Here is a 26,708-nt window from a genome sequence, read left to right as displayed (position 1 = left end):
TCATGCCCATTCAAATCCTGCCCCCCATTCTGGCGAACCAGATCGCGGCCGGTGAGGTGGTTGAACGCCCCTCTTCGGTGGTCAAAGAGCTGGTAGAAAACAGCCTAGATGCCGGAGCCGACCGCATCGAGATCGATATCGAGAAGGGCGGCGCCAAGCTGATCCGGATTCGCGATAACGGTTGTGGGGTGCCGCAGGATGAATTGGTGCTGGCTCTGTCGCGCCATGCCACCTCCAAGGTGGCAACACTGGAAGATCTGGAGAGCATTCATAGCCTCGGTTTTCGCGGCGAAGCGCTGGCTTCCATCAGCTCGGTGTCGCGACTGACCTTCACCTCGCGCACCGCAGCCCAAAGTGAAGCCTGGCAGGCGCAGGCCGAAGGGCGCGAGATGCAGGTGATGGTGCGACCGGCGGCCCATCCGCAGGGCACCACGGTGGAAGTGGTCGATCTCTTCTTCAACACCCCGGCCCGGCGCAAGTTTTTGCGCAGCGAAAAGACCGAGTTTGCCCATATTGATGAGCTGATCCGGCGCATCGCCCTGTCACGCTTCGACATCACCCTTATGCTGCGCCATAACGGCAAGGTCGTGCGCCAATACAAGGCAGCCAGCTCGGTGGCTGAGCAGGAGCGCCGTCTGGCTGCGGTGTGTGGCACCTCCTTTATGCATCATGCTCTGGCCATCGAGAGCGAGCATAGCGATGTGCGGCTGCGCGGCTGGATTGCCACGGCGCCGGGTGCTCGTACCCAGAATGATCTGCAGTACACCTACGTCAATGGCCGCATGATGCGCGACAAGCTGATCAATCATGCGATTCGCCAAGCCTATGACGACTTGTTGCCGGCCGAGCACTATGCCGCCTATGTGCTCTATATCGAGCTCGATCCGCGCCAGGTCGATGTGAACGTCCACCCGGCCAAACACGAGGTCCGTTTTCATCAGGCCCGGCTGGTTCACGACTTTATCTTTCAGGCGCTCTACAGCGCCCTGCGCCAGCACGGTTCCGACGAGCCCTCGCTGGCGGCCCAGCAGGTGACCTTGCCGGTTGCCGAGCAGCCTGATTATCCGGGACAGGCGCCGCGCGCCGAGTGGTATGGAGCCGAGCATGCGTATCGCCCCGCGCCGGCCCATGAGGAAAATGTGCGCGATGGTGGCTCGTTGGCGCAAGCCGGCGAGCGGCTGGCACCGGCTTACAGTGGTAGTGGCGCAAGCAGCAAAGGAAGTCATGGTTACGGCTCGGCGGGACGTGAAGCGGCGCCAGCCATCGACCCTCGCGCGGTGCAGGGGCTACAGGCACTGATGACGACATTACCGCCCAGCGTGAGCCCCGAACCGGCTAGCGACGGGATGGGGACGCCGCGAGCCTTGGCACTGGTGGCGACGCGTTATCTGTTGTGGCAGCAGGCCGATACCCTGCGCCTGCTTAGCCTGGTACGGGCCGAGCGGGCACTCTTGTTACCCCATTTGTTGGAGCAGTGGGGGCAGGGGCTGACGGCTCAGCCGCTGCTGCTTCCTATTTCCCTGACCCTGCCCGAGGCGCTCGGTGAGCAGTGCGAAGTGCGCAGTGACTTGCTGCGCCGGCTCGGCGTTGAGTTGAAAAGCGGATCGCGCGCCACCATGATCCTGACACGGGTGCCGGCATTGCTGCGTCAGGGGGATCTGGCTCGCCATTTTCCCGAGCTATTGCAGCTGCTCGCCAGCTTGCCCGATACCTTGGGTCAGGGCGAGACCACCCTGCTTTGCCAGTGGCTACTTTCTCACGGTATAGCGGATAGCAAGAGTTACGACTTCTCTGCAGCGACCCGATTGCTGCATGAGATGGCGCAGCAGATGCCGACTGCGCTCAATGCGCTGTCACGTCCCGTCTCCCTCGATGATGTCATTAAGGAGTTTGAAGGTGGCTAAGTTGCCGCGTGCCCTGTTTTTGATGGGGCCGACCGCCTCTGGCAAGACTGACTTGGCCATTGCGCTGACCAAGGTGTTGCCATGCGACATTATCAGTGTCGATTCGGCTCTGATCTATCGCGGCATGGATATCGGCACCGCCAAACCCTCGGCGGCAGAGCTGGCACAGGCGCCGCACCGCCTGATCGACATCCTCGACCCGGCAGTGAGCTATTCGGCGGCGGATTTTCGTCGTGATGCCCTGCGTGAAATGCAGGAGATCGCCAGCCGAGGCCGTATTCCATTGCTGGTGGGCGGCACCATGCTCTATTTCAAGGCGCTGCTCGAAGGGCTGTCGCCGTTGCCGTCGGCTGATGCCGATGTGCGCCGCCAATTGGAAGAAGAGGCCGCCCGTCTGGGCTGGCAGGCGCTGCACGATGAGTTGACGCGCCTAGATCCGGTCGCTGGCGCGCGGATTCACCCCAATGATCCGCAGCGGTTAACCCGCGCGCTGGAGGTGTATCGGGTCAGCGGCAAGACGCTGACCGAGCTGACCCAGATTCAGGGCGAGGCACTGCCTTATCGGGTCAGCCAGTTTGCGATTGCGCCAGAGGAGCGCAGTGAACTGCACCGGAGAATTGAGCTGCGCTTTGATCTGATGCTCAACGCCGGTTTTGAAGATGAGGTGCGCCGCCTGCGGGAACGCAGCGATCTGCATCCTGAGCTGCCTGCCATCCGCTGTGTCGGTTATCGCCAGATGTGGGATTACCTGAGTGGCGAGGTGGGATATGATGAGATGCGCAGTCGCGGGATTGCAGCAACACGCCAGTTGGCCAAGCGACAGATGACCTGGTTGCGCAGTTGGTCTGATGTTAACTGGCTGGTCAGCGGGGCGGAGGATAATGTACAGCGAGTGCTCAGTTCCATTGGTGTGGCTTGACACTCCTTGTATAATCAGGTTGTTATATCGACGATCGACGTTTTACAACTACAAACAAAATGAAGGAAAGAAAGATGGCTAAGGGGCAATCTCTTCAAGACCCGTTTTTGAATGCGCTGCGCCGTGAGCGTGTTCCGGTTTCTATCTATTTGGTCAACGGCATCAAACTGCAAGGTCAGATCGAGTCTTTCGATCAGTTCGTTATCCTGCTGAAAAACACCGTCAGCCAGATGGTCTACAAGCACGCTATCTCCACTGTCGTACCGGCGCGTGCCGTGAATCACCACACTCATACTGCGCAACCCGGCCAGGCTGATGAAGCCCAGGATGACAGTGAGGCGTGAGAGGACATGGGCTGCCCACATGGGTAGCCCCCTGATACCTAAGGAGTTTGCGCTTGTTTGACCGTTATGAAGGAGGCGAACAGGCTGTACTGGTACATGTGAACTTCAGTGACGAGGGTGAGCGCGAGGATCTTGAAGAGCTCAAGATGCTGGTCAGCTCCGCCGGGGTTAACACCCTGGCCGTCGTCACCACCAGTCGCGGTGCTCCCAGTTCCAAATTTTTCGTCGGCAGTGGCAAGGCGGAAGAGATCGCCGAGCAAGTGCGCTTTCTTGGCGCCGATGTGGTGATCTTCAACCATGCCCTGACCCCCGCCCAGGAACGCAATCTGGAACGTTTGGTCCAGTGTCGCGTCGTCGATCGCACCGGTCTTATTCTCGATATCTTTGCGCAACGTGCGCGCACCCACGAAGGCAAGCTACAGGTTGAGTTGGCCCAGTTGCGCCATCTCTCCACCCGGCTGGTTCGCGGCTGGACCCACCTTGAACGGCAGAAGGGCGGCATTGGCTTGCGTGGTCCTGGTGAAACCCAGCTGGAGACCGACCGTCGTTTGCTGCGTGAGCGCATCAAGTACATTCTGCGTCGTCTGGAGAAGGTCGAGAAGCAGCGGGAACAGGGACGGCGTGCCCGTAACCGCAACGAGGTGCCGACCGTATCACTGGTAGGTTACACCAACGCCGGAAAGTCGACCCTGTTCAACCAACTTACAGCTGCCAGTGTGTATGCTGCTGATCAGCTCTTTGCCACACTGGATCCCACCTTGCGCCGTCTCGATGTTCAGGACGTCGGCGATGTGATTTTGGCTGATACGGTTGGATTTATTCGGCACTTGCCGCATGATCTGGTCGCTGCCTTCAAAGCAACCCTGCAGGAGACGCGTGAAGCCGATTTGCTGCTGCATGTGGTGGACTGTGCCGATGATCAGATGCAGGACAATATCGATGCGGTTCGCAACGTATTGGCCGAGATTGAAGCAGATGACCGTCCCCAGCTGATGATCTGCAACAAGATCGACAAGCTGGAGAGTCGTCCAGCCCAGCTTGAGCGTGACGAACAAGGTCGTCCGTTTCGGGTGTGGCTGTCGGCACAAAGTGGTGAAGGTTGTGAATTGCTCTACCAGGCGCTCACCGAACTGCTCTCGGGCGCTATGGTGCATCACCTGCTGCGATTGCCGCCGGCGCTGGCCAGATTACGTAGCGTGTTTTACCGGCTCAAGGGGATTGAGCAGGAGAGCTTCAACGAGGAGGGGGATTGTCTGCTGGAGGTGCGTCTGCCCGCCGCCGACTGGAACCGCCTGCTGAAGCAAGAGGGCGACATATTACAACGTTGCATCCACCACTAAGTGGTGTGAGTGCACTTTCCATCCGCATGAGTTAATGGAGACGCTGATGGCTTGGAACGAGCCTGGTAACAACGGCAAAGACCGTGACCCCTGGGGGAATAACGGCAAAAATCAGGGCCCGCCTGATCTCGATGACATGTTTCGCAACCTGACACGTCGTTTTGGCGGATTGTTCGGTAGCGGCAACCGCAGCGGTGGCGAATTCGGCAAGATTGGTGTGTCGGTCGCGGCGGCAGTGGCCATCGTGGTTTGGGTTGTCAGCGGTTTCTACACAATTCGCGAAGCTGAGCGTGGTGTTGTGCTGCGTTTTGGCAACTACTCCCACACCGTCGAGCCGGGCCTGCGCTGGAAGCCCACCTTTATCGACAAGGTGATTCCGGTCGATGTGGAATCGGTGCGCTCCCTGCCGGCATCCGGTTTTATGCTGACCCAGGATGAAAACGTGGTGCGCGTCGAGATGGATGTGCAATACCGCGTCGTGGATCCGAAGGCTTATCTGTTTAGCGTCACCAACGCCGATGAGAGTCTGCGCCAGGCCACCGACAGCGCCTTGCGCTACGTGGTCGGTCACAGCTCAATGGATGACATCCTGACCACCGGTCGTGAGAAGGTGCGTCGCGAGACCTGGGAAGGCATCGAGAAGATCGTCGAGCCCTATCAAATGGGTCTGCAGGTGGTGGATGTCAACTTCCTGCCGGCGCGTCCGCCGGAAGAGGTGAAGGATGCGTTTGATGACGCCATTGCCGCTCAGGAAGATGAACAGCGTTTCCTGCGTGAAGCCGAAGCCTATGCCCGTGAAGTTGAACCTAAGGCCCGTGGTCAGGTTAAGCGTCTGGAACAGGAAGCCGAAGGCTACAAGTCCCAGGTGGTGCTGAAGGCCAAGGGTGAAGTTGCTCGCTTCAACGAGCTGTTACCCCAATATGTGGCTGCGCCCGAGTTGACTCGCAAGCGTATCTATATCGAGACCATGGAAGAGCTCTATCAGCGTGCTAACAAGGTGCTGGTGGACATGCCGGATGGCAGCAACAGCATGATCTATCTGCCGCTGGATAAGTTGAGCAGTGCCGCCAAGCCGGTCAAGCCGAGTGACGCGCAGCCTGCCCCGACTGTTACCGTGGATCCGTTGCCCAGCAGCGGTGCCAATGACGGCGTCAACTCGACCCCGTCTCCGATCCGTGGTGGTGATCGTTTCAGCTCGGGGAGGAACTAATAGATGAAGAAAGTAGCTATTGGCGCCGTCGCCGTTATTGCCCTGCTGGGTTTCACCTCGATTTTTGTGGTGGATGAAGGCCAGCGCGGGATCGTGGTCCAGTTTGGTAAGGTCAAGCGCGATGCCGAAGGCGCCCCTCGCGTCTATGAGCCGGGCCTGCACTTCAAGGTGCCGCTCATCGACAGCGTGCGCAAGATGGATTCCCGGATCCAGACGCTGGATGGCCAGGCCGACCGCTTCGTCACCTCCGAGAAGAAAGATCTCATCATCGACTCTTACGTAAAGTGGAAGATTGATGATTTCTCCAAGTACTACCTGGCGACTGGTGGCGGCAACCGCATGCAGGCGGAAGCTTTGCTCAAGCGCAAGATCAACAACGGTCTGCGTTCTGAGATCGGTGGCCGCACCATCAAGGACATTGTCTCCGGCGAGCGCAGTACTGTGATGGAAGAGGCGCTCAAGAACATGGCGCGCTCCTCCGAGCTCGGTATTCGGGTGGTGGATGTGCGGATCAAGCAGATCAACCTGCCGGTAGAAGTGTCCAACTCCATCTATCAGCGGATGCGTGCCGAGCGTAATGCCGTAGCCCGTGAGCATCGCTCCCAGGGCCGCGAGAAGGCAGAAGTGCTACGTGCCGATATCGACCGCAAGGTGACCGTCATGTTGGCTGATGCCGAGAGTCATGCTCGTCAGCTGCGTGGTGAAGGGGATGCCGAGGCCGCCAAGATCTACGCCGACAGCTATAAGAAGAACCCTGAGTTCTTCAGCTTCGTGCGCAGCATGGAGGCCTATCGTAAGAGCTTCTCCTCGGGTAACGACCTGATGGTGATCAAGCCAGACAGCGAGTTCTTCCGCTACCTCAAGCAGGATGGCGCGCAGTAATTTGTCACCGTCTCAAGCAAGGGCCTGCATTGTCAGGCCCTTTTTCGTGGAGTCATCAAGGTGGATGCGATTTTGCTGGGGTTTGCCCTGTTGTTGGTGTTTGAAGGGCTGGGCCCCTTGCTGGCGCCGCGGCTGTGGCAACAGTTGCTGGCCCAGATCAGTCAGCTCGATCCGCAGCAGCTGCGTCGCTTAGGGGGCTGTCTGGTAGTCAGCGGTGTTGTCATCCTATGGATGAAGCTGCACGGTTAATATCGTCTGTGTGAATGCCAAAAACGAAAAGAGCCCGGTCAGGGCTCTTTTCGCATGCAAAAGTGCGGACTCAGGCGCGGCGCTGTACCGCCATGTGGGCCAGCGCTTCCAACGCATCGCGGTGCTCGCCGGCAGGCAGGATAGCCAGAGCGGCAATCGCCTTGTCAGCCTCTTCACGAGCGCGGGTGCGGGCATAATCGAGTGCGCCGGTACGCTCAAGGATGGCCAGGATATGGTCGAGATGCTCCATGCCGTTACGCAATTCAATAGCATCACGGATTAGCTGACGCTCTTCGGCGTTACCCATCGCCATGGCGCGCAGCAGCGGCAGGGTGGGTTTGCCTTCGGCCAGATCATCGCCAACGTTCTTGCCCATCTCCTTGCTATCGGAGCAGTAGTCCATCACATCATCGATGATTTGGAAGGCGGTGCCGAGGTACTTGCCGTAGTCGGTCATCGCCTGCTCGATGGTGTGCTCCTGATGGGTCAGCACGGCAGCAAGGCGAGTGGCCGCTTCAAACAGCTTGGCGGTCTTGCAGTAGATGACCGTCATGTAGCTCTGCTCTGTCGTATCCGGGTCGTTGCAGTTCATCAACTGCAGCACTTCCCCTTCGGCGATGGTGTTGGTGGCGTCCGCCAGGATCTCCATGATGCGCAGATTGGAGAGCTCAGACATCATCTGGAACGAGCGACTGTAGAGGTAATCACCAACCAGGACGCTGGCCGCATTGCCAAACATGGCATTGGCAGTCTCGCGGCCGCGGCGCAGGTCAGACTCGTCCACCACGTCGTCGTGCAACAGGGTAGAGGTGTGGATAAATTCGATGATGGCCGCCAGCTTGATGTGATCACTGCCGCTGTAGCCGAGCGAACGGGCCGCCAGAACGGTGAGCAGTGGACGCATGCGTTTGCCGCCGGCGCTGATGATGTAATAACCAAGTTGGTTGATCAGGCTGACGTCGGATTGCAGCCGGTCAATGATCAGGGCGTTGACGGCGGTCATGTCGGCCTCGGTCAGCGCTCGAATTCCCGTTTGATCCATAGTTCTCAATGATGCTGGTCGGCAGCACAGCCGCTGCCCGTTGCGTTTGCAGGGATTCTACACGAAATCACTTTGGGTTACAGTTAAGCGAGTGATGCGCCGGCAGAGGTGCGCACAAAATAAACTTTTTGAGAAAATCACCTTGCCTGGGGTGATCAATTTGCGTAGAATGCCGGCCCATTGTTATTAAGTTTTTGTGCACATCTGCCATGAGCAAAAAGATGTGCCTATACGGAGTTCAAACATGTACGCGGTATTCCAAAGCGGCGGAAAGCAACACCGTGTAGCCGAAGGTCAAGTCGTTCGTCTGGAAAAGCTGGACGTCGAGACCGGTGCTGCCATCGAGTTCGATAAAGTTCTGATGGTTGCCCAAGGCGACACTTTCAAGGTTGGCGCTCCTTTCGTTGAAGGCGGTAAGGTTCTGGCTGAAGTCGTGGCTCACGGTCGTGGCGAAAAGGTTCAGATCATCAAGTTCCGTCGTCGTAAGCACCATCGTAAGCAGATGGGCCATCGTCAGTGGTTCACTGAAGTCAAGATCACTGGCATCAGCGCTTAATTTTGAGAGGAGTCCGATAAATGGCACACAAAAAGGCTGGCGGTTCTTCCCGCAACGGTCGCGATTCGGAAGCCAAACGCCTGGGCGTGAAGCGTTTCGGTGGCGAGTCTGTACTGGCTGGTAACATCATCGTTCGTCAACGTGGCACCAAGTTCCACGCTGGTACTAACGTTGGTCTGGGTAAGGACCACACCCTGTTCGCTACCGCGAACGGCAAGGTGAAGTTCGAAACCAAGGGTCCGAACAACCGTAAGTACGTCAGCATCGTCGCTGAGTAATTCCGGTCAGTTAAGATCCGAGGCCCCGCCAACAGGCGGGGCTTTTGTTTGTCTGCGAAAACTGATGGCGCGACAGCGTGAAGCCTATTCGGGTATGTCGCCCGGGGGGCCGGGTGTCACTATAATTGCGTATCGGTTTTCCGAAGGAAAGTGACGGTGACCCCATGAAGTTTGTTGATGAAGTCGTAATCCGAGCCGACGCCGGCGACGGTGGTAACGGATGTGTAAGTTTCCGCCGGGAAAAGTACATCCCCTTCGGTGGCCCGGACGGTGGTGACGGTGGTGATGGCGGCGACGTCTATCTGGAAGCCGACGAAAACCTCAATACCCTGATCGATTACCGCTTCGAGCGTTTCCACGCGGCCGAGCGCGGTGAAAACGGTCGTGGTGCCAATTGTACTGGCCGTCGCGGCAAGGATCTGGTGCTGAAAGTGCCGGTCGGTACCCGCGCCATTGACGAAGATACCGGCGAACAGCTCGGTGATCTGACTCGTCATGAGCAAAAGCTGCTGGTGGCCAAGGGCGGTTTCCACGGTCTGGGTAACACCCGCTTCAAGAGCTCGGTTAACCGTGCTCCGCGCCAGAAGAGTAATGGTACACCGGGTGAAGTGCGCAACCTGCGCCTCGAGCTGCTGCTGCTGGCTGATGTCGGCATGCTGGGCCTGCCCAATGCCGGCAAGTCCACCTTTATCCGCGCCGTATCGGCGGCCAAGCCTAAAGTCGCTGACTACCCCTTTACCACTCTGGTGCCTAACCTCGGTGTGGTGCGTGGCCAGAACAGCCGCTCGTTCGTGATCGCTGATATTCCCGGCTTGATCGAAGGGGCTGCGGAAGGGGCCGGTCTGGGGATTCGCTTCCTCAAGCACCTTGAGCGCTGCCGCGTACTGGTCCATCTGGTGGACATCTGCCCGTTTGATGGCTCTGATCCGGCTGAAAATGCCGTCACTATCGTGCGCGAGCTCGAGAAGTACAGCCCTGAGCTGGCCTCCAAGCCACGCTGGTTGGTATTCAACAAGCTGGATCTTATCCTCGAAGAGGAAGCCGGCGAGGTGATGGAGCGCGTCAAGGCGGCACTTGAGCACGAAGGCCCGACCTACGCAATCACCGCCATCAGCAAGGAAGGCACCCAGAAGGTTTGCTACGACATTCTGGATCTGCTCGATACCATGCCGCGTCAGCTCGAGCAGGATGCCAAAGAGGCTATCGAGAAGGTCGAATTCAAGTGGGATGACTACCATCGTAATCAGCTGGCTCAGGTTGAGCAGAAAGCTGAGGAGGTGCTTGATGACGACGATGATGATTGGGATGAAGACGATGATGATGGCGTAGAAGTGATCTACGTGCGTGATTAAGTCGGGATTTCCCGCAGAAAGGCCACTCTTTGCAGTGGCCTTTCTTGTTTTGGGGCAAACCGTGCATAATCACCCCGTCATATACTGACGTTCGTTGTATTAGGATCTCAGGGAAGATGAGAAATATCAGTCCTCGGCGGGTGCTCTCTCGGGAGCAGCAAACGGAAGTGACCCGCATTATTGTGAAAGTTGCCCAGATGTTGGCTCAATTTGGAGCCGAAAGTCGGATTATCGAGCAGACCACAGTCCGGGTTGGACTGGCGCTCGGGCTCGAAAGCGTTGAAATGGCCATCTCTGCCAGCGCCATCGTGGTGACCAGTCTCTATCAGGGAAGCTGTGTCACCACCACGAGGCGGGTGCGCGAGCAGGGCATCAACATGCAGGTCGTCTGCGAAGTGCAGCGCATCTGTATTTTGGCTGAGAAAGAGCTGATTGCCGCTGCTGAGGTGCGTAAACGGCTCGAGGCGATTGTCCCGTTCCATTACCACCCCTGGCTGGTGGTGCCGATGGTCGGGCTCTCTTGCGGTTCGTTCAGCCTGCTGTTTGGTGGCGATTGGCCGGTCTTTCTGGTGACGGTGTTTGCATCCGGGGTCGCCATGCGGGTACGGCAATTGATGGCCAGACACCACCACAGTCCACTTATCAATTTTGCCGTTACCGGCTTTATTGCCACCCTGCTTGCCTCGCTGGCCACCTATTACGAGTGGGGGGCGCAGCCCTATCTGGCCATGGCGGCTAGCGTGTTATTGCTGGTGCCTGGCTTCCCGCTGATCAATGCCGTCTCCGACATGGTGAAAGGCTACTTCAACGTCGGTCTGGCTCGCTGGGGCACGGCGACCCTGCTAACCGTGAGCGCGGCGTTGGGAATCTTGCTCGCCATGTCTATTACCGGGATCTGGGGGTGGCAGATATGATCGAACTCCTGCTGTTGCTGGTTAAAGATGCCCTACTCTCGGCGGTGCCGGCGGTCGGCTTTGCCATGATTTTCAACGTGCCGCCACGCATGCTGAAGTATTGCGCCATCGGTGGTGCATTGGCCCATAGCCTTCGCACCCTGCTGATGCACTTTGGCATCTCGATTGAATGGGCAACCCTGACAGCCGCCACCACCATTGGCTTTGTCTGTGTCTATTGGGCGCGTCGCCTGTTGGTACCCCGGCCGGTGTTCAGCGTTGCCAGTATCATCCCGATGATTCCGGGCAAGTTTGCCTTCCAGGCGATGATTGCGCTGGTTGACCTTAACACCCGCGGTGTCACCATGCCGGTGCTCGAGAGTGCGCTGGAAAACGGGCTGAAGGCGCTGTTTATCGTGGCGGCGCTGAGTATCGGTCTGGCGATCCCATCGCTGGTCGTGTACCGTAACCGCCCCATCGTCTAAGAGTGACCATGATGAAGATCGCCATGATTGTTGCCATGGCCAGGCATCGGGTAATTGGCAAGGATAATGCCATGCCTTGGCATCTGCCGGCTGACCTGGCCCATTTCAAAGCCGTGACCCTGGGTAAGCCCATCCTGATGGGGCGCCGCACCTTTGAATCAATTGGTCGCCCTCTGCCGGGACGGCGCAATCTGGTCGTCAGTCGCGATGCCACTTATGCGCCGGTTGGGGTTGAAGTATTTGCTAGCCCTGAGGCGGCGTTGCAGGCTGTCGCTGAGGTCGACGAAGTGATGGTTATTGGTGGGGGCCGGCTCTACCAAGAGATGCTGGAGCAGGCTGATACACTCTATCTGACCCACATCGATGTGGAGGTTGAGGGAGATACCCACTTCCCTGATTACCAGCAGTTGGTCTGGCAGCAGGTGGATGAAGAGCGGCACCAGCCTGATGAGCGTAATCCCTACTCGTATCGTTTCGAGACGCTGCAACGAGTGTGCGAGCAATAAGACAAGAGGCCACCCAAAGGTGGCCTCACTGCTTTTTGGTGATGCTATTTTGCGTAAGCCGGGCAGGGCGTGGCGATCAGGGCATCGTCCTCATAGCGCCACATGGTGAGGGTATTACCCCATACACAGCCGGTATCGAGCGCCTTGATGTCGGCGACCGGGCACTGTCCCATCAGGGCGGCCCAGTGGCCGAAGATGATGACGGGATCGTCAACATGGTGTTCACGCTGCTCGAACCAGGGGCGCAGGCCGGGCACCGACTCTTTCGGACCCTGCTTGCATTTGAAATCGAGGCGACCGTCAAAGAAGCAGAAGCGCATGCGGGTGAAGGTGTTGATGATGTAGCGATAGCGATCGATACCGGTCAGGCTGTCGCTCCAGGTATCGGGCTGGTCGCCATACATGTGTTTGAGCAGCCATTGGTATTGATCGCCTTGCAGCAGACTCTCGACTTCACGGGCACAGAGTCGGGCCGTGGTGACATCCCAGGCCGGTGAAAGGCCGGCATGCACCATCAGCAGCGGATGATCGGGATGCTCGGCCAGCAGCGGCTGAAAGCGCAGCCAGTCCAGTAGCTCAGCGCAATCCGGCGCCTTGAGGATCTCTTCGATTTTGTCTTTTTTCTTAAGCGGGGCGTGGCCACCCGCTACGGCCAACAGGTGTAGATCGTGATTGCCGAGCACCGTGATGGCGCGCTCGCCGAGCGATTTGACAAAGCGTAGTACGCTCAGTGAATCGGGGCCGCGGGCGACCAGATCGCCGCAAAGCCACAGGGTATCCTGACTGGGATCGAACTTGGCGAGATCCAGCAGACGGCGTAAATCGTCATAGCAGCCCTGGATATCACCTACAAAACAGTTTGCCATGAAACCTCAGTTGATGATGTTGGGTACCGCTAGCGTGAAGGGGGCGATAGTCGTTTCAAACTGTTCACCCTCTTCATCCTGTAGCAGGTAACTGCCCTGCATCACGCCCACCGGCGTGTCGAGAGGGACGCCGCTTTGGTAGCTGAAGGTGGCTCCGGGTGCGATAACTGGCTGTTCACCGACGACGCCCGGCCCTTCCACTTCTATCTTCTTGCCGTTGGCATCAGTGATCAACCAGCGACGATGCAGCAGCTGCACCGAGATCTCACCGCAATTCTCGATCTCGATGCGGTAGTGAAACTGCCACGGCTCGCTGCTGCCTTCCACATACTCGGGGAAGGTACGGACAAGAACGCTCGACATCAGGCTGCCTGTTGATCGGCCAGCCAGTTGGCGATGGTGACAAACTGCTCCAGCGACAGGTTTTCCGGGCGCAGGTTGCCATCAATGCCAAGCGAAGCGAGCTGTTCGGCGGTGATGAAGTTGGAGAAGCAGTTACGGATGGTTTTACGCCGTTGGCCGAAGCCTTCGGTGCAGACCCGGCTCAGCAGGCGTACATCCTTGGCAACAAAGGGTTTTTCCTTGTGCGGCATCAGGCGAACTACGGCCGAGTCCACTTTGGGCGCCGGTTTGAACGCGCCCGGGCCTACTTCCAGAACCGGAATGACCTGGCAGTAATACTGGGTCATGACGCTCAGACGGCCATAGGCCTTGCTACCGGGGCCGGCGGCCAGACGCAGAACCACCTCTTTTTGCAGCATGAAGTGCATGTCTTGCACCTGCTCGGCATATTCGCAGAGGTGGAAGATGAGCGGCGTCGAGATGTTATAGGGCAGGTTGCCGAAAATGCGCAGTGGCCGACCCGGTTGCATCAAGGTGGAAAAATCAAAGCGCATGGCATCGGCTTCGATGACATTGAGCTTGCTCGAAAGCACGGGGTGCTCACGCAGGCGAGCCGCCAAATCCCGGTCCAGTTCAACCACGGTCATTTTGTCGATGCGCTCGCAGACCGGTTCGGTCAGCGCCGCCAAGCCCGGGCCGATTTCGACCATGTTTTCACCCGGCTGGGGATGGATGGCATCGACAATCTGTCCAATCACATAGCGATCGTGCAGAAAGTTCTGACCGAAACGCTTACGGGCCGTGTGGCCCATATGCACCTTGCTGTTACTCATGTTCTTTTCTCTACCATCTTGATGGCGTGGTCGATGGCGGTCAGCAGACTGCCCGGATCGGCTTGGCCAGTGCCAGCCAGATCGAGGGCGGTGCCGTGATCCACCGATGTGCGGATAAAAGGAAGACCCAGGGTGATGTTGACCGAATTACCGAAGCCTTTGAATTTGAGCACCGGCAGTCCCTGGTCGTGGTACATGGCGAGTACCGCATCCGCATCCTTGAGGTATTTGTCCTGGAACAGGGTATCTGCGGGAAGCGGGCCGACCAAATTCAGCCCCTCCTCACGCAGCGTGGCCAGCGTCGGTTCAATCACATCGATCTCTTCACGACCGAGGTGACCGCCTTCGCCGGCATGGGGATTGAGGCCGCAGACATAGATGCGCGGCTTGGATATGCCGAATTTGGCACGCAGGTCGGCATCCAGAATCCGGATAATCTTAACCAGTCGCTCCGGCGTGATGGCCTTGGCCACGTAGGCGAGCGGTATGTGGGTGGTCACCAGCGCAACCCGCAGCCCTTCGGTAGCCAGCATCATCACCACATCGGGGGTGCTGGATTGCTGGGCGAAGAACTCGGTGTGGCCGCTAAATGGAACACCCGCCTGATTGATGATGCCCTTGTGCACCGGGCCAGTAACCAGCGCGGCAAATTCCCCACTCAGGCAGCCGTCACAGGCGCGTTGCAGGGTTTGCAGTACGTAGTGGCCGTTGTGCTCGTCCAGTTGTCCCGCTTGGCTGGGCGCCCCGAGTGGAATCGCACAGACGGTCAGCGTTCCGGCAGCCTGAGGGGCAGCCGGTTGGGCCGGATCGTATGGTTGCAGCGTAATAGGCAAGCCGAGCAGGTAGGCCCGCTCGGTTAATAACGCAGGATCGGCCACGACCACCAGTTGATGCGGCCACGGCTGCTGGGCAATGCGCAGTACCAGGTCGGGGCCAACCCCGGACGGTTCCCCCGGGGTCAGAACGAGACGGCTAACCATCAGCCTTGTGAGCCTTCAATGTGGATATAGGCGCCATCGCGCAGCTCATCCTGCCAACTTGCCACCTCTTCGGCGAAGCGGCGGTTGTAGATCAGCTGATAAGCACGCTGCTCCAGTGCCTTGTCAGTGGCATCCTGGCTGCGGCGATCTTCGAGCTGAACGATGTGCCAGCCAAAGCTGGTACGGAACGGTTGGCTGATCTGACCCGGTTGCAGGCGGTTAACCATGTCGCGAAACTCCGGCGCATACATGTCCGGTGAGGACCAACCCAGTTCACCACCTTGTACGGCAGAGCCCGGATCTTCGGAGTACTTCTCGGCCAGCTGACCAAACTCGGCCTTGCCGGTCTTGATGTCATGCAGGAAGCCATCAAGCATCCCCTTGGCTTTGGCGTCACTCAGGATGATCGAAGGCTTGATCAGAATGTGACGGGCTTTTACCTCGATAAGGTTAGCCTGCTGCAGCCCCTTGGTATCGAATACCTTGATGATGTGCAGACCGGCACCGGAGCGCAGCGGACCGACCACGGCGCCCTTACTGGCCCCTTGTACCGCTTCGGCCATCAGGGTAGGCATCTCCTGCAGGTTCATCCAACCCCAGTCACCCCCTTCCAGCGCTTTGGGCCCACTACTTTCAGCGATGGCCAGCTTGCGGAAGTCGGCGCCTTCAGACAGGGCCTTGAGGATGCGCTGGGCCTTGGCCTTGGCGGCATCGAGCTGGGCTGCATTGGGGCTGTCTGGCAGAGCAATCTGAATATGACCGATGTGATATTCGCTCTGTTGCTGCCCCTGCTTTTTGAGGATATCGACGACCTGCTTGACCTCTTGGTCAGAGATGTTGATACGGCGGCGCACCTGGTTGCGGCGCACCTCACTCATCAGGATCTCGCGGCGAACTTCTTCACGATACTGGGCGTATGGCGTGCCTTCCTTGTCGAGCTGGGCGCGCAGCTGCTCAACGGTCATATGATTGTCAGCGGCGATACCGGCGATGGCCTGCTCCAGTTGGGTGTCGCTGATCTTGAGGCCTTGGCGGTCAGCCAGCTGCAGCACCAGACTGTCCTGAATCAGACGATCCAGCGCCTGACGGCGCAACGTAGCATCATCGGGCAGAGACTGCCCCTGTTCGCGTGCACTGTTTTTTACCTTCTGCACCAAGGCATCTTGCTGACTCGACAGCACGACATCCTTGTTGACGACGGCGAGCACGCGATCCATCAGCTCGGGGGCGGCGTGGGCCGCATGGCTGAAGGCACTAAACATGCCTGCGGTCAGCAAGGCGATCAGGGTCTTCTTCATATCCATCTCTCAAGGCTGGGCCAGCAGAATTACTGGCCTTTCAGATTAAACGGGCGAATGTAGGGCAGTTGATCGGTGTCAAGGGAGACCGTTCTGCCGCCGCTCCCGACACTACCCAGACCTTTCATCTCGAATTGCAAACCGATGCTCTTTTCGGAGCGGGTTTTGAGGACACTGTTCTCCCAATAGGGGTTATTGTTCCACTCGACGCTCAGATTGACACTCCAGCAACAGGAGTCATATTTGACACCCACTTTGCGATCCACATCGATATTTTGCTTCACATCGCGGTAATAGCCGCCGTAGACCTGCCACTGGTTATCGATAGGAGCCATCAATACCAGACCTGCCTGACTCAGATCTTCTGCCTGACTGGTGTTGCGGAAGTTGTAGTTGCCATCTTTTAGGAAACGGTAATTGACCTGGCTAACCAGTTTATCAAGGCGATACTCAACAGCACTGTTGGCCGAGCTGAATTCTCCCACTTCGGTATCGTATTGAGCGCCAGCGTGAGCAAACCAGCGATCAGTAATGCGCGAGTCCCCCTCAAACGAGAGTGGTGAGCGGGAGTTGGTTGTAGCCGAAGCGCTGGGATAGAGCAATACGCGTGGCTTGGTCATATCAAACGCTTGGGCGATTGCCAGACGCAGCCGCTCGTCACCTGCGTTGTCATAGACTCGGCTGGTCAGCCCGGCTGTAACGCGATTGGCATCACTGATGCGGTCTAGTCCGGCATAACGGCGATCGCTAAACAGGCTGTAGTAATCCTGTTGTACATCGGTGGTGTCATAGAGACCGATGGAATCTTGGTCACGATAGGGGGTATAGAGGTACTGAACCTCTGGCTCCAGAGTCTGGGTGCCCTTGCCATCATACCAGGTGACGGGCCTGTCGAAGTTCATGCCGCTCATCAGACGAAATGAGGGCAGGGTGCGGGTCAAGGTGCCGTCTTCCAGTTTGAGCTCACCATTTTGAGTGAAGCGCTCAGAATCATAACTGACGAGATGATCGGGTACGTCTTGGTTGTACGAGGTCATCATCAGCTTGTATTGGCTGTTGAGATAGTAACCTGGCCGGGTTACCAAAGGTACGGTCAGTGTCGGCTCAAGGTGCAAACGAGTTGCTGTATAACGTTCACCCTGCTGCTTGCTACTGGCTTCAGTATCACTGTAACCAAATTTGGTTAGCTCATTATTAAAAGCCAGATCGTACCAGCTGCCCTGTTGGTAGTAGTTGTAATTAAGACGCGGCAGCATCTCGTGTGGTAGTAACGCGGTTGGGCTCAGAATCTGGTAGGTACGCACCTCGGAGGTGAGATTCCAGTTGGTCTGGTAGTAGCCAGCAGTTAACGACTGCATCAACTGGCTATCGACTTCGCTGCCAACAGCTGGTTTGAAATCGCTGTAGTAGTTGTAATCCCGATCACGCACTTTGGTGTAGTTCGCACCAAAGCGCAACGAGCCATCCATCAGGCTCGAGCCATGGGTGACATGGAATAGATAGCGGTGCCCATCGTCCAGACTACTGGTGGTACTGTTACTCGAGCCAAATTGTTTGTCATTGGCTAAGTTTTCGAAATAGAGGGAGCCCACATGGTTGGGCGCTGGCATATAGCGGAACTCAACCTGCTCCATCAGACCGCGCTTGTCCATAAAGCGCTGGGTGATGGTGGCGTCGTAGTTGGGGGCGATATTCCAGTAAAACGGCTGGGTGATCTCTGTGCCGTTACGGGACGAGGTTTTGTAACCCGGATAGAGCAGGCCGGTCTTGCGCTCGTCTTTAATCGGGAAGTTGATATACGGGAAGTAGAAGACCGGGAAGTCATAAAGCCACAGGCTGGCATTCCAGGCTTGGCCAAACACTTCGCTCTGATCGATGTCGATACTGCCCGCCTTGAGTGTCCACACCTCTTGCCCCGGTGGGCAGGTGGTGTATTCGGCGCTCTCAAGGGTGATGTTCTGATTATTGTTGGTCATGGTGACGTGCTTGGCCGAGCCACGCACCGGTGAACCATGAACCTGGTATTTGCCCTCTTCCAGCTCGGAGTTTTTGGTGTTCAGGTTGGATTTGAGGGTCTTGTCACTGGTGACGGTGATCTGGCCATCACTGTAGAAAATATTGCCAATCGCCACCATGTCGCGGCTGGTTTGGTCGAGTTGGGCGTAGTCGGAATCAAACTTGCGCACACCTTGGCGGACTTTGACGTCACCCTGATAGACAGCCGTACCGCCTTGCTTGGCATCCAGGCGATCGGCATCGACCTCGACCGGTAGGCTGTTGGGGTCCACACCGGCTGGGTTGTTTTCCACCTTGGGTACATAAGGGTAGCAGAGGCCATCAAGCAGACCGGTAGCCGGCGGCGTGGGCAGGGAAGCAGCCCACCCCGCAGTCGGGGTCAGCATGGGTACCAGCCCCAGCGTCAGGGCGAGAGGGCCAGAAATGCCCGCGATCCGTTTGGTCATGTAATAAAGACTCGAAATCCGAATGTGAGACAGCCTAATCAGAGCATGCATTCTACGCCAGCTTCGGCTCAGTTGACATTGCATGTCATTGCTTTATGTTAGCCGGCAATCATAAAGCATAATCCCGGCCAGGGCTAACTTCCCGTTGGCCGCTACGTGAGTCGCTGTTTCCATGCCTGATCGCCACGCCCTGCTGTTGCAGTGGGCCCGCCAGCTGATGGCTGACGATGCCCTGACCCTCGATTTGATCTCTGGCGATGCCAGTTTCCGCCGCTACTACCGTGGTGCCGGCCTGGTCTGGGTTGATGCCCCGCCGCAGACTGAAAAAAACCTCGAGTTTGTCCGTAATGCCGCTGCCTTGGTGCATGCCGGTGTGCTGGCGCCAGATGTTCGCTCGGTGGACTATGAGCAAGGATTTCTGTGTGTCACCGATCTGGGTGATCTCTCGCTGTTTGCCGTACTCAATGAGCAGAGCGTAAGTGCTTGGTATAGCAAGGCGATTGCGCTATTGCCACACCTGTCACGGGTCGAACTCGCTCTAGAGCCATTCGATGCAGCCTTCATGGCCCGGGAAAACAGCATTTTCCCGGAGTGGCTGCTGGGTCACCGCTTGGGGCTGGCTCTGACCGATGACGAGCAGGCATTGCTGGTGCGCACCTTTGCCTGTCTGACCGAGAATAACCTTGGTCAGGTGCAAGGCGTGATGCACCGCGATTTCCATTGCCGCAATCTGATGGTGTGTGACGGCGTCACGCCGGAAACCTCCCGCTTGGCCGTGATCGATTTTCAGGACATGGTGTGCGGGCCGCTGACCTACGATCTGGTCTCTTTGCTTAAAGATTGTTATGTGCGCTGGCCGGATGAGGTGGTGGAGCAGGGCTTTGCTACCGGCTATCAGTGTCTGGCTGCAGCTGGACTGCTCACCGGGGTAGATTACGCCAGCTTCCGTCGTCATGCCGATCTGACCGGGATGCAGCGTCATCTCAAGGCGGCCGGTATCTTTGCCCGTCTGCACCATCGCGATGGCAAATCCGGTTACCTCAAGGATATTCCGCGCACTCTCGGCTATGTCACCGATGTGTGTGCCCGTTATGACGAGCTCAATGAGTTTGGTCAATGGCTCGAGCGGCGCATCATTCCGGCGCTGGAGTCACGCCCATGAAAGCCATGATTCTGGCCGCAGGGCGCGGCGAGCGGATGCGTCCGCTGACGGACCATTTACCCAAGCCGCTGCTGTCTGTCGGTGGCAAACCCTTGATTGTTCACCATATCGAGCGGCTCAAGGCGGCCGGTATCACAGATCTGGTCATCAACCACGCCTGGTTGGGCCAACGTCTGGTTGAGCAGCTGGGCGATGGCAGCGCATTGGGAGTGCAGATCGCCTGGTCGGCAGAGGCGAGCGCGCTGGAAACAGCCGGAGGCATCATTCAGGCGCTGCCGCTACTCGGGAGCGAACCTTTCCTGGTCGTTAACGGCGATACCTGGATTGCGGCTGATTATCGTCTCTTCGCGTCCCAGCCTCTGGGCGACGATCTGGCGCATCTGTGGCTGGTCGATAACCCTGCGCAACATCCGCACGGCGATTTCGCGTTGCACGGAGATCGGGTGCTCGATACCCCCGGCCTGACCTTCAGTGGGGTCGGTCTCTATCACCCGCAGGCATTTGCCGAGTATGGCCCGGGAGCACGCAAACTGGCGCCCTTGCTGCGCGAATGGATGGCTTCGGGCCGTGTCGGTGGCAGCCACCTCAAGGCGGATTGGCGCGATATCGGCACCCCGGAGCGTTTGAACCAACTCGATCATGAACTCCAGGCCTCTGGCCTGGCGAGGTAACTGTTATGCGCATTTGGGGCAAGCTGCTCGGCGCTTTCTTTGGATTTCTGTTTGGCCATATTCCCGGGTTGCTGATTGGTCTGTGGATTGGTCATCGCTTCGATACCGGTATGGGGCTGCAGGGCGGATTTCGACGTCGTCCGAGTGATGCCCAGCAGGCTATCTTTTTTCACGCCACCTTCTCGGTGATGGGGCACATTGCCAAAGCCAGTGGTCAGGTGACCGAGAGCGAGATCCTGGTGGCCACCAACCTGATGGATCGAATGAACCTGACCGGTGAGCTGCGTAACCGCGCGCAGGCTTCGTTCCGGGAGGGTAAATCAGCTGATTTCCCATTGCGTCAGACCTTAAGTCAGTTCCGCGAAGCCTGCATGGGGCAGCGCGATATTCTGCGCTTTTTTCTGGAAGTCCAGCTGCAGGCAGCCTTTGCCGATGGCCACGTTCCCCCCGAAGAGCGGCGCATTCTCGAGACCATTGCCGAGGAGTTGGGATTTAGTCGCTTCGAGCTGGAGCGGATCCTGACCATGGCCGAGGCGCAGATGAACTTCTATCGCACCGGGCAAGGCGGGGGGTATCGTGGCCAGCAGCAAGGCTGGGGTGGCCAACAGGCCAGCCGTGAACCGCCACGGGATCGGCTCAAGGATGCCTATCAACTGCTCGGCGTGGCCGAGAGCGATTCCGATCAGGATGTGAAAAAGGCTTACCGCAAAGAGATGGCCAAGCACCACCCGGACAAGCTGGCGGCCAAGGGGCTACCACCCGAGATGATGGAGATGGCCAAACAGAAGGCGCAAGAGATCCAGAGCGCCTGGGAGATGATTCGCGAAGTGCGCGGCATCCGCTAACAGTGACAAGACAAACCAAAGGGGCCGCGGCCCCTTTGTGTTAGTTAGACTAATCTGCGCAGGTCATTGCCGTTGGCAAACCCATCGATATTGGCGATCACCTGCTCGGCCAAGCGCTGCATGGCGTCATTACTTGCCCAGGCCACGTGAGGCGTCAGAATAAAGTTGGGCAGTGCCAGCGCTTGCATCAGCGGATGATCGGCCGCCGGGGGCTCTTGGGTCGCCACATCAAATCCAGCGCCGCCAAGGTGACCTGAGCGCAGCGCCGCCAGCAGGGCATGCTCATCGACCAACCCACCACGCCCTACGTTGATAAGCAAGGCTCCTGGTTTCATCAACGCCAGTTCACGCTCACCAATCAGATTGCGAGTCTGATCCGTCAGCGGACAGTGCAGGCTGATCACATCCGATTCGGCGAGCAATCTTTCCAGCGGTAACCGCTCCGGGTCCGGGATGGCTTCTGGACGCAGGCTGGCCGCGTAATGCACCTGCATACCCAGCGCCGCAGCGATTTTCCCAACATCCCGGCCAATGGTGCCGCTGCCGATAATACCGAGGCGTCGTCCGGCCAAATCCATCAAACCATGGTCAAAGAAACAGAAGCGGCCACTCTCTTGCCAGCGACCGGCCTCCAGAGATTGCTGCCAGGCCTTGAGGTTACGCGACAGCGCCAGCATCAGGGCGAGGGCGTGCTCCGGCACCGACGGACCGGAATAGCCCTGCACATTGCGCACCTGAATGCCGAGCTCGCGACAGGCGGCCAGATCGATGTTGTCGGCGCCGGTGGCGGCCAGCACGATAAGGCGCAGCTTGGGCAGTTGTTCTAGGTCCGAGGCCGCCAGCCGTACCTTGTTGACGATGGCGATAGTGGCATCTTCCAGTCGCTCAACCACTTGCTGTGGTGCGGTAGCCGGGTATTCAGTCCATTGGTGGGGCAGTGAGGGCCGCTTGAGCTGCACCGAGGGTGCCAGGGTATCGCGGTCAAGAAAGACGATGTGCATGGGGCCTCCTTGGGATGGAGGCCTCATCATGCCAACAGGGAGGCGTCAGAGCCAGCCCAAGTGGTGCAGCCACCCCAGCAGGGTGGCGGGAATTTCATCGGTACTGACCAGTTCGCTGCTGCGGTAGTTGAGTTTGTGGCTGCGTTGGCCCGCGATGTTGCGCAGCTCAGTGGCCTGAGTCAGCCAGCCGTTGCTCTGGTCGATAGCAAGATCGAGTACTGGCAGCGGGCTTTGGGCGATTTCCCGTGCCAGTACCTGGTTCGCCCCTTGCTCGGCAAAACCGGCATCAAGCAGCACGGCAGCATCGGCGATCGGGCTCTCTGTGCCCAATAGTGAGGCAATCCAGTTGGCGGCACTGCCTTGCACCAGCAGCAGGCGAAATCCACCCTCCTTCAACTTGGCCTCGCTGGCTGATTTGATGCGATCGCGCAGATCAGCACGAAAGGCCTCGCGGGCCGGGTTCTTCTTCTCTTCGGCCGGATTGATCAGATGCTGATCCTGGCGTGGTAACAGCAGCAGAGTATCAAAGCCTTGCGCCGTGAGGCTGGCCGAGAGTGACCAGATCTTGCTGGTGCCCTGCCATTCGGGCAGCAAAATAGCCAGCCCCAGATATTGGCCGCTGGTGTGCTCGGCATAGAGCACCTGCTCCTTGCCGATGGTTTTGCTAAAAGGCTGGGTATGCCAGTCGCGCAGCAGTTGCTCATCGCTCTGACCCGGCGTCACCGGCATCGAAGCTTTATCCGCATCGCCCGTGGCGCTAGCGGCGCTGGCTTCACTATCGGTCGTGCTGGTAGGGGTTCCCTCGCTTGCCGGTGCTGAGCTGGGGTCGCCGGCGGCTGGGTCGGCAGGGATGGCTGTGGGCTCAGCGGCGGATGTGGCTGACGGGTCGGCCGCATTGGCCATCAGAGTGAAGAGCGAAAAGAGCAGAAACAGGAATACACGCATGATGAGTCCTCCAACCTTGCAGATAACGGCAGCCTGACCCGGTTCTTGAGCTTAAGTCACATCATAACTAGTTGTCGCGTAAGCAAACACCAGCCGTAATCCACTTTGCCAGCCATTGCCAAAAACGGGCTCAGCATTGCCGGATTGATGATTTCCCATCTTGGCTACCCCATGTTGTAGTGATGTGGCACAGAGGATGTCAGATCGGTGGTGACCGCTAGAGCTGCCCCGAGCCTGACAAATTGCGCGTGGTGAAGGCGAAAATAAAAAAGCGAGCCGGTGGCTCGCTTTTTCATTGACTGACGTCAGGCGCGGATCAGGAGATGCGACGCTTGAACTCGCCGGTACGGGTGTCGATTTCAATCTTGTCGCCGATTTCAACGAAAGCAGCAACAGACAGTTCGAAACCGGTGCCCTTCAGACGGGCCGGCTTGGTGACCTTACCGGAGGTGTCGCCACGGGCGGCCGGTTCGGTGTACTCAACTTCACGTACGATGGTGGTCGGCAGTTCGACGGAGATGGCCTTCTCGTTGTAGAAGGTCACTTCGCACGGATCTTCCATGCCGTCTACCAGATAGTTCAGAACGTCGCCCAGGTTGTCCTTTTCAACGTCGTACTGGTTGTAGTCAGTATCCATGAAGACGTACATCGGGTCGGCGAAGTAGGAGTAGGTGCACTCCTTGCGCTCCAGCATGACCACTTCCATCTTCTCGTCAGCTTTGAAGACAGGTTCAGCGGCGCTGCCGGTCAGCAGACCCTTCAGCTTCATCTTGACCACGGCGGCGTTACGGCCGGACTTGTTGAACTCGGTCTTCTGAACCACCATGGGCTCGGTGCCGACCATGACCACGTTACCAGCGCGGATTTCCTGTGCGGTTTTCATGTAAAAAATTTCCTGTTCGTGAAACGGACGGATAAAAACTGCCAGATTATATCTTCGTTTCCAGAAATTTCACTAACCGAGTGAGCAGATCGCCGCCAGTAAGCACCTGTTGCGGCCAGATTCTGGCATGCTCCTGCCAGTTTTTGGCATGGTATGGCCACTGTTGCCACAGGGCGTCGCATGCGCCTCCTTCATTGAGTGCCAGCATCAGCTGCCGGATGTAATCAGCGGCAGGTTCAGGAAGATCAGCAAGATAGCGAGTGAGAAACGCTTCCAGCTTGACCAGATGGTAATCCTCTTCCTGCGGGTAGATATGCCAAAGGAAGGGGCGCGCGGCCCATTGCGCCCGCACAAAGGAGTCTTCACCGCGTACGATGTTAACATCGCACGACCAGAGTAACCGGTCATAGCCGGCCTGATCGGTCATGGGCAGAATCACCACCCTGAGCTGGCCAGACACAATATGCTCGCCCGGTGCGCCGCTCTCCTTGCTGATGGCGCTAAGCACCTGTGGCAGTGCTCGCCCTACCGGTACCAGCAGGGTCACCGGGTGACTGCCATTGGCCCAGCTTTCAACCAGTGAGGCAATGGCTGCGCTTTCATAAGCAAACAGGCTGATACGAAGCTCGTCGGGGGCGGCGGGCGCTAAACCAAATTGGGCCCAATAGGCCGCGAGTCCGGCCTGATCTGCTTGCCAGGCCATGCGCTCACTGAGCAGGTTTTGCTCGCAAATCAGTCCACCGGTTTTGGCGGTAAAGCCTGGAAAAAAGAAGTATTTATTCAGTTGTCCTTGCGGCGAAGGGAGAGCATGGCACCCTTCAACCCATGCTTCCGCTGACAGGTATTCCAGATTGAGCCAGGCGGGCGGCGGCGTCATAGTCTGCATTCGCGCCTTGTAGGCGGCCGGCAGCTCACAGGCAAAGGCTTCAATCACCACGCGCGCCGGCTCGAGGTCGGCATCGTTGTGCCAATGCTGGATGAGGATCCCTTGCTGCTGTTGCTGTTCTTGGGTTGCATCAATGCCAGGGCAGATCCGCGCAAAACTCTCCAGATCGTCCACCCACAGCCGAACCGGGCCGAAACCTTCGTTGTGTAGCTGGCGGGCCAGCCTCCAGGTCACGCCGATGTCGCCGAAGTTATCGACCACGGTGCAGAAAATGTCGAAAGCGATGGGCATGGCGAACTCCGCGCAAGATAGCGAAAAAAAACCGGCGTGCAGGGTAGCACGCCGGGGCAGGTCACTCTATCGGCTTACTCTTTGCCGTAGACGTTGTTCTCCTGCTCACGCACCCGAATAAAGGTGGTGCGCTTGGTCAGCTCTTTTAGCTTGGCTGCGCCGACATAGGTGCAGGTAGAGCGCACACCGCCGAGGATATCGCGCACCGTCTCCTCGACCGGTCCGCGGTAGGGCAACAGCACGGTTTTGCCTTCCGATGCACGGTATTCAGCCACGCCGCCGGAATGTTTATCCATAGCGCTGGAAGAGCTCATGCCGTAGAACTTCATGAAGGGTGAGCCATCCACATCGACCACTTCGCCGCCGCACTCTTGGTGCGCGGCCAGCATGCCACCGAGCATCACGAAGTCGGCGCCGCCACCGAATGCCTTGGAGACATCGCCTGGGCAGGTGCAGCCACCGTCACCGATGATCTGGCCGCCGAGCCCGTGCGCGGCATCGGCACACTCGATGATGGCCGACAGTTGCGGATAACCGACGCCGGTTTTTACCCGGGTGGTACAGACCGAGCCGGGGCCGATACCGACCTTGACGATATCGGCGCCTTCGATGATCAGCTCTTCAACCATCTCGCCTGTCACGACGTTACCGGCAATGATGACGTGCTGCGGGCAGGCTTCACGCATTCTGGCGACGAAGGCCACAAAATGCTCAGAGTAGCCGTTGGCCACATCCACACAGATAAAGCGCAGGGCTGGTGACAGCGCCAGAATCTCGCGGGTCTTGGCAAAGTCGCCGTCCGACGTTCCGGTGGAGACCATCACATGACGCAACAGGGCTTCGTCAGAGGAGGCGACAAACTGTTGCCACTGCTCGAGGGAGTAGTGCTTATGGACTGCCGTCATCATCTCGAAGCTGGCCAGGGTGCGAGCCATGGCGAACGTGCCGACCGTGTCCATGTTGGCTGCGATAATGGGCACACCCTGCCACTGGGTGCCGGTGTGCTTGAAAGTAAACTGGCGGGTCAGCGTGACCTGGGAGCGGCTCTTGAGGGTAGAGCGCTTGGGGCGAAACAGTACGTCCTTGAAGCCGAGCTTCAGGTCTTCTTCGATACGCATGGCGTGTGGTCCTTTCAACTAGATGGTAGTTGGCAGGCACAAAAAAACCGGTGGTTTTTCAGGGCCCCCGGTTTACGACAGTCTAGCCAGAAAACCGCATCCGGCAAGACTGATAATTTCACATTGGGTGTGATATCGTCGCTCTAATAACCTGAGCTCAGTGAT

The 26,708-nt window shown here is 58.1% G+C and carries 28 protein-coding genes; 16 read left to right on the top strand and 12 right to left on the bottom strand.

Features of this window, described 5'->3' with window-relative positions:
* The first annotated feature begins 2 nt into the window (after window positions 1–2).
* From mutL to BW958_RS17565, 7 genes are all read left to right on the top strand, one after another.
* Complete coding sequence (gene mutL, locus BW958_RS17595) at window positions 3–1,904, top strand: DNA mismatch repair endonuclease MutL (protein WP_076577212.1); 1,902 nt, start codon at window positions 3–5, stop codon at window positions 1,902–1,904.
* Complete coding sequence (gene miaA / locus BW958_RS17590) at window positions 1,876–2,823, top strand: tRNA (adenosine(37)-N6)-dimethylallyltransferase MiaA (protein ID WP_076577211.1); 948 nt, start codon at window positions 1,876–1,878, stop codon at window positions 2,821–2,823. Before mutL ends, miaA begins: the two co-directional genes overlap by 29 nt.
* Window positions 2,824–2,897: 74 nt before the next feature.
* Entirely contained in the window at window positions 2,898–3,167 is a 270-nt protein-coding gene (hfq, locus tag BW958_RS17585) for an RNA chaperone Hfq (RefSeq protein ID WP_076577210.1), read from the top strand.
* A gap of 53 nt (window positions 3,168–3,220) precedes the next feature.
* Window positions 3,221–4,507 (top strand): ribosome rescue GTPase HflX, encoded by a 1,287-nt coding sequence (hflX, locus tag BW958_RS17580; RefSeq protein WP_076577209.1) that lies wholly within the window; start codon window positions 3,221–3,223, stop codon window positions 4,505–4,507.
* A gap of 46 nt (window positions 4,508–4,553) precedes the next feature.
* Entirely contained in the window at window positions 4,554–5,717 is a 1,164-nt protein-coding gene (hflK, locus tag BW958_RS17575; protein ID WP_076577257.1) for an FtsH protease activity modulator HflK, read from the top strand.
* A gap of 3 nt (window positions 5,718–5,720) precedes the next feature.
* Window positions 5,721–6,599: a protease modulator HflC gene (hflC, locus tag BW958_RS17570; protein ID WP_076577208.1), complete on the top strand. Its 879-nt coding sequence runs from the start codon at window positions 5,721–5,723 to the stop codon at window positions 6,597–6,599.
* Window positions 6,600–6,659: 60 nt separating this feature from the next.
* Complete coding sequence (locus BW958_RS17565; protein ID WP_076577207.1) at window positions 6,660–6,848, top strand: DUF2065 domain-containing protein; 189 nt, start codon at window positions 6,660–6,662, stop codon at window positions 6,846–6,848.
* A 70-nt stretch (window positions 6,849–6,918) separates the two neighbouring features.
* Here the strand turns inward: BW958_RS17565 and ispB are convergent, their stop codons facing one another.
* Window positions 6,919–7,890 carry an octaprenyl diphosphate synthase gene (ispB, locus tag BW958_RS17560; RefSeq protein WP_076577206.1) on the bottom strand — a complete coding sequence of 324 codons (972 nt, stop codon included), beginning with the start codon at window positions 7,888–7,890 and terminating at the stop codon, window positions 6,919–6,921.
* Window positions 7,891–8,134: 244 nt separating this feature from the next.
* Between ispB and rplU the strand changes: the two genes are divergently transcribed.
* From rplU to folA, 6 genes are all read left to right on the top strand, one after another.
* Complete coding sequence (gene rplU, locus BW958_RS17555; RefSeq protein WP_076577205.1) at window positions 8,135–8,446, top strand: 50S ribosomal protein L21; 312 nt, start codon at window positions 8,135–8,137, stop codon at window positions 8,444–8,446.
* Window positions 8,447–8,466: 20 nt separating this feature from the next.
* Complete coding sequence (gene rpmA / locus BW958_RS17550) at window positions 8,467–8,724, top strand: 50S ribosomal protein L27 (RefSeq protein ID WP_076577204.1); 258 nt, start codon at window positions 8,467–8,469, stop codon at window positions 8,722–8,724.
* Between the two features lie 164 nt (window positions 8,725–8,888).
* Window positions 8,889–10,076: an Obg family GTPase CgtA gene (cgtA, locus tag BW958_RS17545; protein ID WP_076577203.1), complete on the top strand. Its 1,188-nt coding sequence runs from the start codon at window positions 8,889–8,891 to the stop codon at window positions 10,074–10,076.
* 116 nt (window positions 10,077–10,192) lie between these two features.
* Window positions 10,193–10,990, top strand: a complete 798-nt coding sequence (locus BW958_RS17540) for a threonine/serine exporter family protein (protein WP_076577202.1) — start codon at window positions 10,193–10,195, stop codon at window positions 10,988–10,990.
* Window positions 10,987–11,454 (top strand): threonine/serine exporter family protein, encoded by a 468-nt coding sequence (locus tag BW958_RS17535; protein WP_076577201.1) that lies wholly within the window; start codon window positions 10,987–10,989, stop codon window positions 11,452–11,454. Before BW958_RS17540 ends, BW958_RS17535 begins: the two co-directional genes overlap by 4 nt.
* Window positions 11,455–11,465: 11 nt before the next feature.
* Complete coding sequence (gene folA / locus BW958_RS17530) at window positions 11,466–11,960, top strand: type 3 dihydrofolate reductase (protein ID WP_076577256.1); 495 nt, start codon at window positions 11,466–11,468, stop codon at window positions 11,958–11,960.
* A 44-nt stretch (window positions 11,961–12,004) separates the two neighbouring features.
* On the opposite strand, the gene BW958_RS17525 is transcribed toward folA, so the two are convergent.
* Genes BW958_RS17525 through lptD form a run of 6 tightly spaced genes read right to left on the bottom strand, consistent with a single transcriptional unit; the run spans window position 12,005 to window position 18,741 of the window.
* Window positions 12,005–12,826 carry a symmetrical bis(5'-nucleosyl)-tetraphosphatase gene (locus BW958_RS17525; protein WP_076577200.1) on the bottom strand — a complete coding sequence of 274 codons (822 nt, stop codon included), beginning with the start codon at window positions 12,824–12,826 and terminating at the stop codon, window positions 12,005–12,007.
* A 6-nt stretch (window positions 12,827–12,832) separates the two neighbouring features.
* The gene (gene apaG / locus BW958_RS17520) at window positions 12,833–13,189 is read right to left on the bottom strand and encodes a Co2+/Mg2+ efflux protein ApaG (protein ID WP_076577199.1); all 357 of its coding nucleotides are present in this window, start codon (window positions 13,187–13,189) and stop codon (window positions 12,833–12,835) included.
* On the bottom strand, window positions 13,189–14,001 hold the full coding sequence (gene rsmA, locus BW958_RS17515; protein WP_076577198.1) for a 16S rRNA (adenine(1518)-N(6)/adenine(1519)-N(6))-dimethyltransferase RsmA: 813 nt from the start codon (window positions 13,999–14,001) through the stop codon (window positions 13,189–13,191). Before rsmA ends, apaG begins: the two co-directional genes overlap by 1 nt.
* Window positions 13,998–14,981: a 4-hydroxythreonine-4-phosphate dehydrogenase PdxA gene (gene pdxA, locus BW958_RS17510; protein WP_076577197.1), complete on the bottom strand. Its 984-nt coding sequence runs from the start codon at window positions 14,979–14,981 to the stop codon at window positions 13,998–14,000. Before pdxA ends, rsmA begins: the two co-directional genes overlap by 4 nt.
* Entirely contained in the window at window positions 14,981–16,279 is a 1,299-nt protein-coding gene (surA, locus tag BW958_RS17505; RefSeq protein WP_076577196.1) for a peptidylprolyl isomerase SurA, read from the bottom strand. Before surA ends, pdxA begins: the two co-directional genes overlap by 1 nt.
* Before the next feature lie 29 nt (window positions 16,280–16,308).
* Window positions 16,309–18,741: an LPS assembly protein LptD gene (lptD, locus tag BW958_RS17500; RefSeq protein WP_076577195.1), complete on the bottom strand. Its 2,433-nt coding sequence runs from the start codon at window positions 18,739–18,741 to the stop codon at window positions 16,309–16,311.
* A 172-nt stretch (window positions 18,742–18,913) separates the two neighbouring features.
* Here lptD and BW958_RS17495 point away from each other — a divergent pair, with 172 nt between their 5' ends.
* The 3 genes from BW958_RS17495 to djlA are packed head-to-tail and all read left to right on the top strand — an operon-like array spanning window position 18,914 to window position 21,419.
* Window positions 18,914–19,903: an aminoglycoside phosphotransferase family protein gene (locus BW958_RS17495; protein WP_076577194.1), complete on the top strand. Its 990-nt coding sequence runs from the start codon at window positions 18,914–18,916 to the stop codon at window positions 19,901–19,903.
* On the top strand, window positions 19,900–20,574 hold the full coding sequence (gene murU, locus BW958_RS17490) for an N-acetylmuramate alpha-1-phosphate uridylyltransferase MurU (protein ID WP_076577193.1): 675 nt from the start codon (window positions 19,900–19,902) through the stop codon (window positions 20,572–20,574). The genes BW958_RS17495 and murU overlap by 4 nt, the downstream gene beginning before the upstream one ends.
* Before the next feature lie 5 nt (window positions 20,575–20,579).
* Window positions 20,580–21,419 (top strand): co-chaperone DjlA, encoded by an 840-nt coding sequence (djlA, locus tag BW958_RS17485; protein WP_076577192.1) that lies wholly within the window; start codon window positions 20,580–20,582, stop codon window positions 21,417–21,419.
* A 44-nt stretch (window positions 21,420–21,463) separates the two neighbouring features.
* Here djlA and BW958_RS17480 read toward each other — a convergent pair whose 3' ends face one another.
* From BW958_RS17480 to BW958_RS17460, 5 genes are all read right to left on the bottom strand, one after another.
* Window positions 21,464–22,420: a D-2-hydroxyacid dehydrogenase gene (locus BW958_RS17480; RefSeq protein WP_076577191.1), complete on the bottom strand. Its 957-nt coding sequence runs from the start codon at window positions 22,418–22,420 to the stop codon at window positions 21,464–21,466.
* Window positions 22,421–22,465: 45 nt separating this feature from the next.
* Entirely contained in the window at window positions 22,466–23,365 is a 900-nt protein-coding gene (locus BW958_RS17475; RefSeq protein ID WP_076577190.1) for a DUF3530 family protein, read from the bottom strand.
* A 316-nt stretch (window positions 23,366–23,681) separates the two neighbouring features.
* Window positions 23,682–24,248 carry an elongation factor P gene (efp, locus tag BW958_RS17470; RefSeq protein WP_076577189.1) on the bottom strand — a complete coding sequence of 189 codons (567 nt, stop codon included), beginning with the start codon at window positions 24,246–24,248 and terminating at the stop codon, window positions 23,682–23,684.
* A gap of 46 nt (window positions 24,249–24,294) precedes the next feature.
* Window positions 24,295–25,425, bottom strand: coding sequence for an elongation factor P maturation arginine rhamnosyltransferase EarP (gene earP, locus BW958_RS17465; RefSeq protein ID WP_076577188.1), 1,131 nt, complete (start codon window positions 25,423–25,425; stop codon window positions 24,295–24,297).
* A 74-nt stretch (window positions 25,426–25,499) separates the two neighbouring features.
* The gene (locus BW958_RS17460) at window positions 25,500–26,543 is read right to left on the bottom strand and encodes a GMP reductase (RefSeq protein ID WP_076577187.1); all 1,044 of its coding nucleotides are present in this window, start codon (window positions 26,541–26,543) and stop codon (window positions 25,500–25,502) included.
* Window positions 26,544–26,708 lie beyond the last annotated feature (165 nt).

Origin of the sequence: Aeromonas sp. RU39B, from assembly GCF_900156095.1 — a bacterium.
In the GTDB taxonomy this organism is placed as follows: Bacteria; Pseudomonadota; Gammaproteobacteria; order Enterobacterales; family Aeromonadaceae; genus Aeromonas.
This window is presented reverse-complemented; position numbering and strand designations above follow the sequence as displayed.